General features: G+C 57.4%; 15 protein-coding genes, 1 tRNA gene and 1 pseudogene. 11 read left to right on the forward strand and 6 right to left on the reverse strand.

Annotated elements, in window-relative coordinates; translation table 11 throughout:
* Window positions 1-78 precede the first annotated feature (78 nt).
* Complete coding sequence (locus tag ROS217_RS14625) at window positions 79-339, forward strand: acyl carrier protein (RefSeq protein WP_040651529.1); 261 nt, start codon at window positions 79-81, stop codon at window positions 337-339.
* Entirely contained in the window at window positions 336-1,547 is a 1,212-nt protein-coding gene (locus ROS217_RS14630) for a beta-ketoacyl-[acyl-carrier-protein] synthase family protein (protein ID WP_009818555.1), read from the forward strand. Before ROS217_RS14625 ends, ROS217_RS14630 begins: the two co-directional genes overlap by 4 nt.
* A gap of 61 nt (window positions 1,548-1,608) precedes the next feature.
* Here ROS217_RS14630 and ROS217_RS14635 read toward each other — a convergent pair whose 3' ends face one another.
* Complete coding sequence (locus tag ROS217_RS14635) at window positions 1,609-2,268, reverse strand: invasion associated locus B family protein (protein ID WP_040651531.1); 660 nt, start codon at window positions 2,266-2,268, stop codon at window positions 1,609-1,611.
* 447 nt (window positions 2,269-2,715) lie between these two features.
* Here ROS217_RS14635 and ROS217_RS14640 point away from each other — a divergent pair, with 447 nt between their 5' ends.
* On the forward strand, window positions 2,716-4,275 hold the full coding sequence (locus tag ROS217_RS14640) for a helicase HerA-like domain-containing protein (RefSeq protein WP_040650614.1): 1,560 nt from the start codon (window positions 2,716-2,718) through the stop codon (window positions 4,273-4,275).
* An 11-nt stretch (window positions 4,276-4,286) separates the two neighbouring features.
* On the opposite strand, the gene ROS217_RS14645 is transcribed toward ROS217_RS14640, so the two are convergent.
* On the reverse strand, window positions 4,287-5,339 hold the full coding sequence (locus tag ROS217_RS14645) for an ornithine cyclodeaminase (protein WP_009818558.1): 1,053 nt from the start codon (window positions 5,337-5,339) through the stop codon (window positions 4,287-4,289).
* Window positions 5,340-5,349: 10 nt separating this feature from the next.
* On the reverse strand, window positions 5,350-6,279 hold the full coding sequence (gene rocF, locus ROS217_RS14650) for an arginase (RefSeq protein ID WP_009818559.1): 930 nt from the start codon (window positions 6,277-6,279) through the stop codon (window positions 5,350-5,352).
* A gap of 117 nt (window positions 6,280-6,396) precedes the next feature.
* On the opposite strand from rocF, the gene ROS217_RS14655 reads away from it, so the two are divergent.
* Window positions 6,397-6,825, forward strand: coding sequence for an Lrp/AsnC family transcriptional regulator (locus tag ROS217_RS14655; protein WP_009818560.1), 429 nt, complete (start codon window positions 6,397-6,399; stop codon window positions 6,823-6,825).
* Between the two features lie 7 nt (window positions 6,826-6,832).
* Here the strand turns inward: ROS217_RS14655 and ROS217_RS14660 are convergent, their stop codons facing one another.
* Window positions 6,833-7,297: a disulfide bond formation protein B gene (locus ROS217_RS14660; RefSeq protein ID WP_040650616.1), complete on the reverse strand. Its 465-nt coding sequence runs from the start codon at window positions 7,295-7,297 to the stop codon at window positions 6,833-6,835.
* Complete coding sequence (locus ROS217_RS14665) at window positions 7,297-7,875, reverse strand: YqaA family protein (protein WP_009818562.1); 579 nt, start codon at window positions 7,873-7,875, stop codon at window positions 7,297-7,299. The genes ROS217_RS14660 and ROS217_RS14665 overlap by 1 nt, the downstream gene beginning before the upstream one ends.
* Before the next feature lie 143 nt (window positions 7,876-8,018).
* On the opposite strand from ROS217_RS14665, the gene ROS217_RS14670 reads away from it, so the two are divergent.
* From ROS217_RS14670 to ROS217_RS14680, 3 genes are all read left to right on the forward strand, one after another.
* A tRNA-Leu gene (locus ROS217_RS14670) sits at window positions 8,019-8,104 on the forward strand.
* 109 nt (window positions 8,105-8,213) lie between these two features.
* The gene (locus ROS217_RS14675; protein WP_254656428.1) at window positions 8,214-9,578 is read left to right on the forward strand and encodes an integrase; all 1,365 of its coding nucleotides are present in this window, start codon (window positions 8,214-8,216) and stop codon (window positions 9,576-9,578) included.
* Window positions 9,579-9,845: 267 nt separating this feature from the next.
* Entirely contained in the window at window positions 9,846-10,370 is a 525-nt protein-coding gene (locus ROS217_RS14680; protein WP_009818564.1) for a hypothetical protein, read from the forward strand.
* A gap of 197 nt (window positions 10,371-10,567) precedes the next feature.
* Here ROS217_RS14680 and ROS217_RS14685 read toward each other — a convergent pair whose 3' ends face one another.
* Window positions 10,568-11,653 carry a lysozyme inhibitor LprI family protein gene (locus ROS217_RS14685; RefSeq protein ID WP_157046612.1) on the reverse strand — a complete coding sequence of 362 codons (1,086 nt, stop codon included), beginning with the start codon at window positions 11,651-11,653 and terminating at the stop codon, window positions 10,568-10,570.
* Between the two features lie 323 nt (window positions 11,654-11,976).
* Here ROS217_RS14685 and ROS217_RS14690 point away from each other — a divergent pair, with 323 nt between their 5' ends.
* The 4 genes and pseudogenes from ROS217_RS14690 (at window position 11,977) to ROS217_RS14705 (ending at window position 14,331) form a co-directional block, all read left to right on the forward strand.
* Entirely contained in the window at window positions 11,977-12,612 is a 636-nt protein-coding gene (locus tag ROS217_RS14690) for a recombinase family protein (protein ID WP_009818566.1), read from the forward strand.
* 292 nt (window positions 12,613-12,904) lie between these two features.
* Window positions 12,905-13,495, forward strand: a pseudogene (locus tag ROS217_RS25020) (RHS repeat-associated core domain-containing protein); the annotation flags it as partial.
* Window positions 13,483-13,752 (forward strand): hypothetical protein, encoded by a 270-nt coding sequence (locus ROS217_RS14700; RefSeq protein ID WP_009818568.1) that lies wholly within the window; start codon window positions 13,483-13,485, stop codon window positions 13,750-13,752. The pseudogene ROS217_RS25020 and the gene ROS217_RS14700, both read left to right, overlap by 13 nt.
* Before the next feature lie 96 nt (window positions 13,753-13,848).
* The gene (locus ROS217_RS14705) at window positions 13,849-14,331 is read left to right on the forward strand and encodes a BRO-N domain-containing protein (protein ID WP_083781585.1); all 483 of its coding nucleotides are present in this window, start codon (window positions 13,849-13,851) and stop codon (window positions 14,329-14,331) included.
* The last annotated feature ends 135 nt before the right edge of the window (window positions 14,332-14,466 follow it).

A 14,466-nucleotide genomic window follows, 5' to 3' on the forward strand; every position in this document is an offset into this window, starting at 1 on the left:
CATAAAAAACGGTTACAAAACCGACGCACAACTCCGACAACCGGCCCGATATAGGGCGACAGAATGAAAGACCTTGCCATGAGCAGCATTCAGGACCGAGTCATAGCAATTATCGCAGAACAGGCTGTGCTGGAACCTGAGGATGTGACCCTCGACAGCACCCCTGAGGATCTGGGGATCGATAGCCTTGGCTTGGTCGAGAGCATTTTTGCAATTGAAGAGGCGTTCGATATCTCCGTTCCCTTTAATGCCAACAATCCCTCGGAGAGCGACTTTGACATTTCCTCTGTCCGCACGATCATCGCGGGTATCGAGCGGCTGGTCGCGGAGCAATCGTGAAACGGGTTGTGATTACCGGTGCGGGCACGATCAACGCGCTTGGTGCAAATGTTGCATGCACGCTCGAGGCGATGCGAGAAGGGCGCTCTGGTATTTCTGATCTTGAGTTTCAGGATGTGGAGCGGCTCTCGATCCGTATCGGAGGGCAGGTCAAAAATTACGATCCAGAGGCGCAATTCAATCGCCAGCAATTGGCTCTCTTTGACCGTTTTACACAGTTCACGCTGATAGCCGCGCGTCAGGCGATGGCACAGTCCGGGTTGGAATTCTCGGGCGAATTGGCAGCAAAGGCTGGGGTCATTCTTGGCAATTCGGGTGGAGGCATGACCACACTCGATGAAAATTACCGCTCCGTTTATGAAGAGGGCAAGAACCGGGTGCATCCCTTTGTGGTGCCCAAATTGATGAACAACGCCGCCGCATCGCACCTGTCGATGGAGTTCAACCTCAAGGGGCCAACATTTACCGTCTCCACCGCTTGCGCCTCTTCCAATCATGCGATGGCGCAGGCGTTTCAGATGGTGCATGGCGGCATTACGCCCGTGATGATTACCGGCGGCTCCGAGTCGATGCTCTGCTTTGGCGGGGTCAAAGCGTGGGAAGGGTTGCGTGTGATGTCGCGCGACGCCTGTCGCCCGTTCTCGGCCAATCGAAATGGCATGGTGCAGGGCGAGGGGGCTGCGATTTTTGTCTTTGAAGAGTTGGAGCATGCACGCAAACGTGGTGCGCAAATCCTCGCGGAAGTGGCCGGTTTTGCAATGACTTCGGATGCATCCGATATCGTCATGCCCTCCAAGCAGGGGGCTGCGCGCGCGATAACTGGTGCGCTCAACGATGCGAGGGTCAACCGTGAAGAGGTCGGGTATATCAACGCACATGGGACTGGCACGGCTGCCAATGACAAAACCGAATGTGCTGCCGTTGCGGATGTCTTTGGCCATCATGCGGATCGGCTGATGATTTCGTCTACAAAATCCATGCATGCCCACCTGATAGGCGGCACCGGCGCCGTCGAGCTATTGGCGTGTATCATGGCGCTGCGCGACGGGATCATCGCGCCTACTATTGGTTATGAAGAGCCGGACCCTGAATGCGCCCTTGATGTGGTGCCCAACGTGGCGCGAGAAGCGCGGGTTGACGTAGCGTTGAGCAACGCCTTCGCTTTCGGAGGTCTCAATGCTGTGCTGGCGCTGAAGCGGTTCAATTGAACCAATCCAAGCAAAACGCCGCCCAAACGGGCGGCGTTTTCTCAAGCACTATTAACGTAGATCAGTTCTGGAGTACGGATGCCTCGTCAAATGCAGCGGTAAAGCCTTTCAGTGAAGCTTCGATGCGGACCTTTTGATCCGGAGCCTGTGCCGGAACGATTTCGATGGTGACCTTGACGCCGCGTTTCATCGCATTGATGTCTTCTTGTGTCAGGCCAATACGCGCGAAACATCCTGCCATCGTGCAAAATGAATAGGCATAACTCTTGGCATTGCCTCCATCAACAGACAGCTTGATCTCCTCAGTCAGCAAAGTGCCCAGTGGTGCTGCAATAGTTGCTCCTGCGACAACGGGTGCACCCTCAGGTAATTTGTAAATGCTGAATTCTGCGACTGGATTGCCACCGCTCTCTTTCAACAACTGATACATCTGGCACAGGTCTTCTTGACCCTCCGCGCCAGTTCGGAAGCATTTTAACTGCCAGTCATCGTGGGTGGCTTTGATATAAGCGGGGTCCTCTTGTACCGGGCGTCCAGTGTCGAGTCCAACACCTGAGCTATCGCTTTCGGCTTGGGCTGCGTCTGCCTCGGGAGCGGGTGTTGGCTCGGTTTCCGCCGCCGTCTCGGGTGCGGGAGCGGGTTGTGTCGCCTCTTGTGCGCTGAGGGCACTCCCCATCGCCAGAAGCGCCATAATCGAAAGGCTGGTCAGAAGTTTAGGCATCGTTTCCCCATCTAGCTCTGAATCTCTGCTGTGCTCTAGCATGGCGTGCCGAAAGTGTCAGGATCAAAACGGAAAAATCACGACATGGCTAGCAGGTTTATGCCAGCCTAAGGATGCCTGATCAGGTGGACGTGCACGCGGAAAGCGCGTTGCGTCATCTGCTATCAGCAAAAAGAAAGAGGCCTTTCGGCCTCTTCCTGCGTTTCTCCCCGTCGGACTGGCCGACTTAGTTATTGAACAGGACGCTAGGACAGATGCGGTCACCCGTCAACAGGGAAGGTCGTAAAATGCGAAAAAAGGCCGCACCCGTAAGGCGCGGCCAGTCTAACAGGGAGGAAGTCACCCGCAACCAGAGGACAATTGGCTCCGGGCATGAATTCAGACTGGCATGGGAGGGTTAATTAAGTATGGTCAGCCCGTGATCCTTTCTGGACAGGGGGTGTGAGGGTGCAGACTTCGATATTCGTGGGCGGCGGTGGCGCGGATTATGCCGAGCCTCAGGAACTCTTGCTTAAATACGGCAATCGACATGGGCTTGTCGCGGGGGCCACGGGCACCGGTAAGACCGTGACGCTGCAAGTGTTGGCCGAAGGGTTCTCGGATGCGGGCGTGCCAGTGATCCTATCGGACATCAAGGGCGATGTGTCGGGCATGGCCGTGGCCGGTAGTCCTGACAGCAAGCTGCACGCGCCTTTTACGGAACGGGCGCAGAAAATCGGCTTTGACGGCTTTCGCTACGACACCTTTCCGGTGATTTTTTGGGACCTCTTCGGCGAGCAGGGCCACCCGGTGCGCACCACGCTGGCCGAAATGGGGCCGCTCTTGCTGTCACGCCTGATGGGTCTGTCTGAGGCGCAGGAGGGCGTGCTCAACATCGCCTTTCGTGTGTCCGACGAAGAGGGGTTGCCGCTCCTTGATCTCAAGGACTTGCAAGCGCTGCTAACATGGGTGGGCCAGAACAGTGGCGATCTATCGCTGCGCTATGGCAATGTCGGGGTTTCCTCGGTCGGGGCCATTCAGCGCGCGCTCTTGGTGCTGGAAAATCAGGGCGGCGCGCATTTCTTTGGCGAGCCTGCTCTGGCGCTCGAAGACCTGATGCGCGTGACCCCTGAGGGGCGTGGCTATGTCAATATCCTCGCGGCTGACCGGCTGATCAATTCGCCGCGCCTCTATGCGACGTTTCTTTTGTGGCTCTTAAGCGAGCTCTTTGAAACCTTGCCCGAGGTTGGGGATGTCGAGAAGCCAAAGCTCGTGTTTTTCTTTGACGAGGCGCATCTGCTGTTTGAGGACGCACCGAAGGCGCTTGTGGATAAGGTCGAACAGGTGGCGCGGCTCATTCGGTCCAAGGGGGTTGGGGTCTATTTCATCACGCAGAACCCCGATGACGTGCCCGAGGATATTCTGGGCCAGCTTGGTAACCGGTTTCAGCATGCGCTGCGTGCGTTCACCGCGCGGGATCAAAAGGCGCTGAGCCGCGCCGCCGAGACCTATCGGCCCAATCCGCGCTTTGACACGGTCGAGGCGATCCGGGATGTGGGCGTGGGCGAGGCCGTGACCTCGATGTTGCAAAACAAAGGCGTGCCCGGCGTGGTGGAACGCACGCTCATTCGCCCGCCCGCGACACAGCTTGGGCCTTGCGATGCCGCCACGCGCCGCGCGGTGATTGCGGCCTCACCCGTGGCGGGGAAATACGAGGCGGCGATTGATCGGCAGTCCGCCCATGAGATTCTGGCCGCCCGCGCCGAATCCGCCGCGAAAGAGGCCGAAGAGGCTGAGGCCAAGATTGTCGCAGAGGCAGCCGCCGAAGAGGCAGAAGTCGAGCGCGCGCGCGAATTCAAGGCAGCGCGGCGCTATTCGGCTGGTACCCCGACAAGTTCAAGTCGTCGTGCGCGGGAACCTGATGGCATCGGAGGTCAACTCGCCTCGGTCGTTATGAAGGAATTGACCGGCACCACAGGACGCCGCATCGTTCGCGGTATTCTCGGGGGGCTCTTTAAGGGGCGCTGAAGCGCCCCGTTTCAGGCTTTCGCCGCGCGCTGCAGCATCCCAAAGAGGTCGCGGGGGTCGTCCGGGTCGGCCAGAAGGTCCAACTCGAGGAAAAGATCGGTGCCTGCGATATGGTCGCGCACATAGCGCAGCGCGGAAAAATCCTCGATGGCAAAGCCTACGCTGTCGAAGAGCGTGATTTCGTTGGCGCGGGTGCGTCCCTTGGCGGTTCCGTTGATCACCTGCCACATCTCGGTTACGGGGTGGTCGTGGTCAAGTTGCTGGATCTCGCCCTCGATCCGGGTTTGTTCGGGATATTCGACAAAGATGGTTGAGCGGTGCAGCACGCCGGGGGCGAGTTCCGTCTTGCCCGGGCAGTCACCGCCGATGGCGTTGATATGCACGCCAGCCCCGACCATGTTATCGGTCAGAATGGTGGCATATTGTTTGTCCGCGGTACAGGTGGTGATGATCTGCGCGCCTTCCATGCTCTCCTCTGGGCTGGTGCAGCTGACAACCTCCAGCCCCAGACCGCGCAGGTTGCGGGCAGCCTTGGCCGTGGCAGCGGAGTCTATGTCATAGAGGCGCACGGATTTGAGCCCGCAGATCGCCTTCATCGCGAGCGTCTGGAATTCCGACTGGGCACCATTGCCGATCATCGCCATGGTGTCCGCGCCTTTGGGGGCCAGATACTTGGCCACCATCGCGGAAGTGGCCGCCGTGCGCAGGGCGGTGAGCACCGTCATTTCAGAGAGCAGCACCGGGTAACCATTGCCCACATTGGCCAAGAGGCCAAAGGCGGTGACGGTTTGCAACCCTTCGCGGGTATTCTTGGGATGACCGTTCACATATTTGAAGCCATAAACCTCGCCATCCGAGGTGGGCATCAGCTCGATCACGCCTTCTTCGGAATGGCTGGCGATGCGCGGGGTTTTGTCGAAAAGCTCCCAACGGCGGAAATCGGCCTCGATATAGTCGGCCAGACCGCGCAACATCGGTTCGATCCCGATGTGATGCACCAGCTTCATCATGTTGTCGACAGAGACGAAAGGCACCAGAGCCTTGTGGGAGGGGGACAGCGTCATCTTTGGATCCTTAGCTATAGGCCTGGGTCGGGCGGTCGAACACGCGGCGACCAAGGGCCGAGGCCGCGAGATCAACCATCACCTGCGCAGTGCGCCCGCGCTCGTCGAGAAAGGGGTTGAGTTCTACGAGATCGAGCGAGGTCATGAGCCCGCTGTCGCAGATCATCTCCATTGTTAGATGCGCCTCGCGGATCGTGACACCGCCGGGCACCGTGGTACCCACGGCGGGGGCAAAGAGCGGGTCGATGAAATCGACATCAAGGCTGACATGCAGCGCGCCACCCACGCCTGCCACGCGGTCAAGAAAGGCGGCGAGCGGGCGGGAAATGCCCTCTTCGTCTATCACACGCATGTCGTGATAGCGGATGCGGCTGGCTTGAAGCGCCTCGCGCTCGGCCCGATCGACGGAACGCAGGCCAAGGATGCAGATATTCTCCTCGGGCACGGGATTGGCAACCTCAGGAAAGCCATAGAACCCGTCGCGGCCAGTGACATAACCGAGCGGCGTACCGTGCAGGTTGCCCGAGGCTGTGGTCTGTGGCGTGTGAAAGTCGCTATGGGCATCGAGCCAGAGCACGAATTGCGGGCGTCCCGTGGCGGTGGCATGATTGGCCACGCCGGCCACAGACCCGAGCGAGAGGCTGTGATCCCCACCCAGAAAAATCGGCAGCCCCTCGTGCATCGCGTCCTCGGCCGTTTGCATCAAGGTTGCTGTCCAGCCGGCCGTTTCTGCAGGTGCATGCACATGCAGGGGCAGGGCGGGATCGACCGTAGCCGGGGCAGGGCAGAGATTGCCAAGGTCGCGCAAGCTATGCCCGAGATCACCAAGTGCCTCGGCCAGCCCTGCCGTGCGATACGCATCGGGGCCCATCAGGCAGCCGCGGCGGTCCTTGCCGCTATCCACCGGGGCACCGATCAGAAGAATGGTTCGAGAGGTCATGGAATAGTCTCCAAGCTGCGGTGACCTTTAGTGTGCTGCCGAATTGAGTTGAACTGAAGGGTGATATTTGCACAAATAGGGGATATTTTGTACAAAGTGGATCTGGATAGTTTCGAAATGGATGATACTGATCACAGATTGATTTCTATATTGCGTCACGATGCACGCGCCTCTCTGTCGGATCTGGCAATTGATCTTGGGATATCACGCACCACGGTGCGCGCGCGCATCGAGCGGTTACGTGCTAGCGGTGAAATTGTCGGGTTTTCGGTCGTGTTGAGGGGCGATGCTGGTCGCGATCCGGTACGTGGCCTCATGATGTTGGGGATCGAGGGGCGCGGTACGGATCGGATCATTCGTCAGCTCAACGGTTTGAGCGCAGTACGCGCAACCCATACGACGAATGGCAGATGGGATGTGATCGTCGAGATTGGCACTGTGACACTCGAGGAATTGGACAAAATTCTCGCGCAAATCCGACGGTTCGACGGGATTGCGCAATCCGAGACCAGCCTGTTGCTCAATACTTGGAAATCAGGGGGCTGACGACAACTCAGCGCGCGCGAAATGCCATGAGCCAAACCGCCGCAAGCCCGAGTGACGCCAGCATGTTCCAGCTTGCCATTGAGAGGCCAAGCATCTCCCACGGAACCTCGTCACAGCGCACAAGTGGCGCCGACATGATTTGATCGAACAGGTCGTCAGCGCTGATGCCGCTCGCGCCAGACGACGAGCAACTGGTTGGACCCTGCCACCAGCCGCGCTCGACGCCGGTGTGATAACTGCCGATTGCGGCGGTTGTGAGGGCCGCGGCAACGCCACCCGCGGCCATAAACCGCGGCAGAGCGACGAGTGCAAATACCCCAAAGCCGATTGCGATCACATGGGGCCATCGCTGCCAGATGCACAGTTTGCAAGGTGCCATCCCACCAAGATGCTGGAATCCGAGCGCGCCCAGCATGAGCGCGAGGGAACCTCCGGCAGCTATTAGTATGAGGTGTTTTTGAGAAAGGGGCATCACAGGAACCTCGTTGCGTAGAACCCGCCAAAGAGCAAAACCACAAAGACGATGGTCATCAATCCCAGGCGTCGTTCGATGAAATCCCGTATCGGAGCGCCATATTTCCAGAGAAGCGCTGCGACCAAGAAGAATCGGATACCGCGCGCAAGGATAGAGGTTGCGATGAACACCCCAAGTGGCATACCGGTCCAACCTGACATGATGGTGATCACCTTGTAGGGAAAGGGAGTGACCCCGGCCGTCAGCACAGCCCAAAAGCCAAAATTGTTAAACCGCTCACTGAAGGCCGTCATAGCGTCACCCTTCCCCAAGGCATCAAGAATGGGTTGACCGATTTCCTGAAAGGCGAATGCTCCGATGACGTATCCCAAGAGACCACCTAGAACTGAAGATACGAGTGCGACCGCCGCAATAAGCCATGCCCGGTTGGGGCGGGCCAGGACCATTGGGATCATGAGCACATCGGGTGGGATCGGAAATACCGAGCTTTCAACAAAGGAAACTGCTGCCAACGCCCATAGTGCATGCCGGTGTTCGGCCATGCGGATCGTCCAGTCATAGAGAGCACGGATCATTTTGGATCTCTTTGTTGATCTATCGCGACACATCATGCCCGCATGCCGGGGTCAAGGGCCGAGAGGATTAAGCCACAGATTCCGGCGAAAATGCTGTTTCGCCACTGGACGAGGCCTGCGGGCTTCGCTAATTACCACATCGGGCCCAAGTGGCGGAACGGTAGACGCAGCGGATTCAAAATCCGCCGCCTTTACGGGTGTGTGGGTTCGAATCCCACCTTGGGCACCAGAATTTCCGCGATAACACACTGATTTTATTGCGTTATATGATCGCCTATTGCGCTCCTGTATCCACAACCGTATCCACAAAGAAGAATTGGGCTGTGTGGAAAATCAGCGTGAAGCACGTCAAAGTAGACAAGCGGAATGGTCACTACGTCTATCGCAGGCGCGTTCCCGAGTCGTTGAAAGCGTCGATTGGCAAGACAGAGTTCGTCTCGACCCTTGGGCGGACGGAGCAAGAGGCCCTTGTTGCCTACGGTCAATACCACCAGCGCATTGAGCACATACTGGCACTCGCAAAGAACGGCGTGGCGGGGCTGACCCCCAGCGAACAGGCTGAGCGACTCAGAGCAATGCTAGAGCTTTGGGGCGCTGACCCCACTGGACCCGGACGGGACGACAACGAACAGACGTGGCGGGGGGAAGCGGCGGCAAAGCTGGTGGATAGATACCAAGACCCGCACACAGGGCGCTATGAGGGGGTGCCAGAGAAAGAGGCTGCGATAGCCTCAGCCCTCCTAGGGGGCGTGTCCAAAGAGGCCCCTGAGCCAACCATAAGGGACGCTTTCAAGTTCTATCTGGCGGAGAACGCCAAGGCGCTTCCCGGACAGCGCAAGAAGCAAGAACAGAGGCTGGCCCGTGCTGAGCTGCACCTGATCGCGGCGGTCGGTGAGGATAAACCCGTATCTAAGCTGACCCGAGAGGATGCCCGCAAGTGGCGCGATATGCGCGTAGCGGCGGGGAAGGCACCAGCAACAATACAGCGTGAGAAGAACGACCTTTGCGCCGTGATAGCCGTGGCCCGGAGCGAATTGGATGCAGGGGGCATAAATCCGTTCTCAGGTCTCAAACTGCCGAAAGCAAAGGTGAGCCGCCAAGAAGAGCGCGTGTCGCTACCGCCCGAAGTCGTTGAAGGGGTTTACGACGCCCTGAGTGATCAGCGCCTAGACCTTTTGCAAATCTGGACCCTACTGGACTTCACCGGGGCGCGGCCCAGCGAGATACGCCAATTGCGGGTCGGTGAGATCGTTCTTGGCCATGCCGTTCCCCATGTGGTCTTACATGAGCGTGAAGATCGAACCCTGAAAACCCCATGGTCTACCCGATTGGTGCCCCTTGTGGGCGCAGGCTTAGAAGCTGCTAAGGAGGCCGTGCGGGGGGTGAATGATCCAAAGGCCCCTGCGTTCCCCCGTTTCTATGGGGAGGATGGATTGGACCGCCTTTCAAAGGCCTTAACGAGCCGCGTAAGGGCGCTGACCAAGGACAACCGCCACGTCCCCTACAGCCTGCGCCACAACATGAAGGACCGGATGCGGGCGGCGGAGATTTTCCCGGACACCCAGCGGGCTATCCAAGGCCATGCCTTTGGGGGCGGTGAAGATGCGGCCTATGGTGGCCCCGTGTCGTTGGAACAGAAGCGGGATGCACTGGTGAAGGCGCTGGGTGGGTATAGGGAAAGCCCGCATGAAGGACGGAAGTAGGCCGTGCCAGCGGCAGCCCTTCTCAGCCACCAAACAGATGAGGGGGCAATGTACGGCAAGAGCGAGGGCAGCCTGCTGGGGCTTTCGCCGGAGATGTGAAAGATCACAACTTACCCCCGAGCACCAAGGGCGGATTCTAGGCATTCGCTGTAGCCGCAAGAGGGACATCGTGCAGGACAAGAAGCAGTCTTTCACAATGACCGCAAGCCACTGAACCCATGAACTGATACGGTGGCTGCAAGGTAGAATCTATTTGGGGGTATTGGCATGGGGATCATCAAAAGCATCCGAAAACTACTTGGGCTGCAGGTTAGCGCACCTCCGCCTTTATCCCGCCAGCGCGAGGAAGAGGTCGACGAAGTTCTGATTTTCGTTGTGGATGAAAGCTACCAACGCATCAGTGAATACGTGGATTGGAGCGACTATGCCGACGAATGGGGGGCAACAGAAGCAGCGAGCGAAATCTTCCTTGAACGCATCAGTGCTGAATTCGATGCCGAATTCGAAGAAGCTAATATCGGTCCCGGTGCGGACTTACCAGCCTTCGTCACGTTCATAAGCTCGAACATTTTTCCGCTCATTCCTTGGATGATGGCTATCTTCTTTACCGGCAAGCCAATCATTGACAACATCGAAGCTTGGCGAACCCTGTTCGGGAAAATTCGACCCTTCTTCAGTCGAACGGTTGTTCTGAACCGGAACGGTGCAGCCGTTTTGGCGATGGACGCTATCTTCGAAGACATGGGTGGCATTCCCAAGCAGGTGCGCCTCCACGGATATACGCCCGGCTAACGAGACGACGACTCCGACTTGGCCGTTCCGCAAGAAATTGAAGACCCGATGCCCACGTTGAATCTGAGCACGGTGAAGCACGTCTTCCATATCGAAGCTGATGGAATATCATATGTCGTCGCAGTCGAGGGAACGAAGGTCGTCGCGAAGCGTGTCTAATTTTCAACGTTGCGCTCATTTTCCACGATTTCAGGTAGTTAATGATTGTCCATCCACTCGCTGATCAAGCGCTTGACCTGTTCATGCCGCTCCCGTGCAATGGTTGCCCTTTCTGACGCCCACACCATAGGATACATTGAGCCTTCAGCTACTTGTGAGGCCACAAGGTTAGCTTGCGCATCGGCCCACTCAATCCACCTGTTTTGCAGTTCTGTGAGCGCTTTAAGGTCAATGCCATGAAGCTTCGTTGCCTCATCCATCGCTGCGGCTAACTGGGCTTCCTCGTCGTGCAATTCGCCGCCCATGCTCAAATTCATACCCATCTGCGTTCTAGGAACAGCGCCGTGCAGAGCCTCAACGACGACCCAATCAGTTGCCGTGATGAATGATTTGGCTGCCGCCGCAAGCGTTGGCACTTCAATTGGGTCAAGGAACGGCGAAGAAGGAAGTTCGTGGGTTAGGACGTGGCGCACCTCGTAGAGCCGGGCCAACGATGACATGATCTGATCATAGCTTTCGATAATCGGCGTGAACGGCCAATTGGCTTCTTCCTCCACCCATCGGGGATGGATGACTTTTAGTTTCGCAGGGAAATCAATAAGCAACGTGTCCAAAGTACTGATGATAGAATCTACGTGGTTTAGGGAAACAGCATGCGCCACAAAATCGCCTACTGTTAGTTCGCGTTGGTTAATGTGTGCGGTGAAGGCAAGATCAATTTTCGCGCCCTTGGTGAGCTTTTCTGCGCGTTCGAAGTAGATTTCCTTTCCATCAATTAACTCTGCGATCACACCGCGAAGAAAAACCTCCAATATCGTGACCAAACGAATTGGAATAAATTCAACAAACTTCGGAGAGCTATCAGTCAGAGCGCTGGCGTCTGTCATAAGCGTTTCGATTTCGTAGGACAGTTCAACACCAAGTCGCCGATGATCCCCTTGGCGCTTGTTCCAATCGATAATTTGTTGATACTTGGCGTTCCGCATAGCCTTACACTTGCCCAGAAAACTCATACCTGCAAGCTTTGCTGGCGCGGCGAATGTCCACTTCGACGGGCAGAACCGCAGCGTTGCAAGAGCCAAGTGAATAGCAGCTGTGGGCCGACTGTGTTTCTGCGAATCCACCAGCGGCCATTTTCCGGGTCACATTTCCGAAGCCCCATATAGCCTCAACCGAGCGCCGGAATTCTCCCCCATACCCCCACATGCGCGGTCCAGAGACGGGGCAGGGGGCCAAGGCCCAGCGCCACGGGGTCATTGATCGCGGATGATGATGCACGGGGCCACCTTCAAGGCTGGGCGGGGGGGCGGCATCCTGTTTTGTCCGTAAGGGTATACCCCAAAGGTCATCAAGAAAGATGCCGCTAGCGTGTCCGTAAGGATTGACATTGATCAACGGTCACGCCTATCAGGGGTCATAACCCTTACGAACGCCCTGAGAGGCCACTATGACCCAGACCATCCTATATGCCCGCGTCTCGACCGCAGACCAGAACCTTGATCACCAGCTATCCCAAGCCACGGCGGCTGGATTTGTCATTGATGATGTGGTCTCGGATCATGGCGTCTCCGGTGTCTCTGTCCCCTTGGCAGATCGGCCCAATGGGCGCAGGCTGTTCGACAAGCTGCGGCGCGGGGATACCCTTGTGGTGCGCTGGGTGGATCGGCTGGGGCGCAACTATCAGGACGTGACAGACACGATCCGCCACTTCATGCGGCAAGGGGTCGTGGTCAAGACGGTGATCAACGGTCTGACCTTTGACGGGGCCACCAGAGACCCCATGCAGGAGGCCGTAAGGGATGCCCTGATTGCCTTCATGGCGGCAACCGCACAGGCTCAGGCAGAGGCTACCAAGGAGGCCCAGAAGGCGGGCATAGCGGCTGCGAAGGGCAACCGGGAACGCTACCGGGGCAAGAAGCCCACTTATGATCGTGAGGGGCTTGATCGGGTGCGGGATATGCTGGCCATCGGCTCTGGCACCTCTGAGATCGCCAAGGCGGTTGGGGTGTCCCGGCAAACCGTGCTGCGGATCAAGGGCGACCCGGCTGCGGCTGAAGCTGCGTTGGCCCGCTGGGGGCTGTGAAGGGGGTCAAAGTAGATCGCAACGATCTTGAGATGAACGTGGTTACACTCAAACAGATTGAGGCTTTCTTAGTGACAGGGACGGGAGAGAAGTTCATCGTCAACCGTGTGAGTGCTTCTGACGCACTCGCATCCCTCTACGACTTCAAAGGCCACTCCATCCGGTTGATCGAGATCGACAACGCCCCGTGGTTCGTGGCGGCTGACGTGATCCGGCTTCTCTACGGTGATACCAACGGAAACTCTCGGGCGTATAGTGTGGTCAATGACGATGAGAAGTCCAAAGGTTCCAGTCCGAGGCAGGCCTGCACCAAAACTGGATGCGCGACTACGACCCGACGTTGGGGCGGTACATCCAGGCGGACCCGCTGGGGCTGGTCGATGGGGCGAGTGTGTATGGGTATGTTCGACAGAACCCGGGAAGGTATGTCGATCCGACCGGCCTTGAAACACAAGTCATCATTTGGGAACCGGTCGGATGGGAATCATCATCCTTTGGACACGCGTCAATCTCGTCCGGTGGTACTAGCTTTTCATATGGTCCAGGCGGCATGTCGACAGAAGCTCCTACGACCTATTGTGACCGAAATGACTTTCGTGATGGCTTTGGTATACCAATACCTTTGGATCGCCTTCAAGAACAGCGAGTGGCGGCGTGCCTGCTGGGAAACCCAGGAGACTACGGAGCATTGGCGAACAACTGCACAAGCCCCATCGAACGCTGCCTTTGTATTGTTGGGTACTGTGTGGAAAACTCAGTTACGCCACTAGGCTTGGGTGAAAAAATCAGGAATCATCCATATGTGAAGGGTGGCGGTACGATTTGGCATGCGCCGTCACATCGAGACCGTTTTGTCGGGAGTCATTCACCATGGGCAAAATGACCAAGCTGGTTTTGTTCTTCGCTTTAGCGTTCACAATTTTGATAGGCGCCTATGCTTCGTTGAGAATAAACGCGGCGTTTAACAATGGATATGCTTGGAGCGATATGGACTGGGACGAAGATGGGAGAACCACAGTACTGGAAGCTATAGCGGGTTCAGATGTAGGCAATCGAAAAAAGATAATCGATGGCCTGAATTGCAAAGAGTACTTCGCCCTAAAGGATGCCCAACCTTTAAAGACCGTATGCGAAGATTAGGATATCACTTGGGACGCGGCGCGCAATTTTACCTGTGATGCCTGCTCGGGCGTTGGCTATGGCTATGCCTACAACGCCGCCAACCGGATGGAGAGCATGTCTCTGTCAGGCGTAGTGCAGGCCGAATATAAGTACAACGCCCCCGGCCATCAGGTGATCCGCAACCTGACCCAGGCGGGGCAGATCATCCATTCGATCCACGATCTCGATGGCAACCGCATCGCGGAATACGACTATGATGACGTGGTGCTGACATCCTCACTGATCCGCGAATATCGACGGTGGACATCTAGCAGGCACTCTATCTCGCCGTCAGAGCGGGGGCACCGGACAGATACGTCCAAAGTGTCTAGAAGTCACTTTGAAGGACGCGGCGGCAAGCCAATGGTGATCGTCACCGAAAGCGGCCTTTACAAGCTGGTGATGCGCTCCGACAAGCCCGAGGCCAAGGCGTTCCAAGATTGGGTGACCGGCACGGTCCTCCCTTCGATCCGCAAGGACGGGGGGTACATCATGGGCGAGGGTGATGATCGGCCTGATGTCCTCAGAGGCCCTGTGCGGCCCCCTAGAGTCGCCTGATGGGTTTCGTTAAGTCACACGTCCAGCGTCCAGAGAGGCCCTGAGCGGCGCTCCTGATGTCCCTGTGCGTCTCCTATCTGTTTTGGTCGGATGATTGCGGATGATTGGGGATGATGATCGGCCCGGTGGCCCGTC

The organism is Roseovarius sp. 217 (genome assembly GCF_000152845.1).
Taxonomy (GTDB): Bacteria; Pseudomonadota; Alphaproteobacteria; order Rhodobacterales; family Rhodobacteraceae; genus Roseovarius.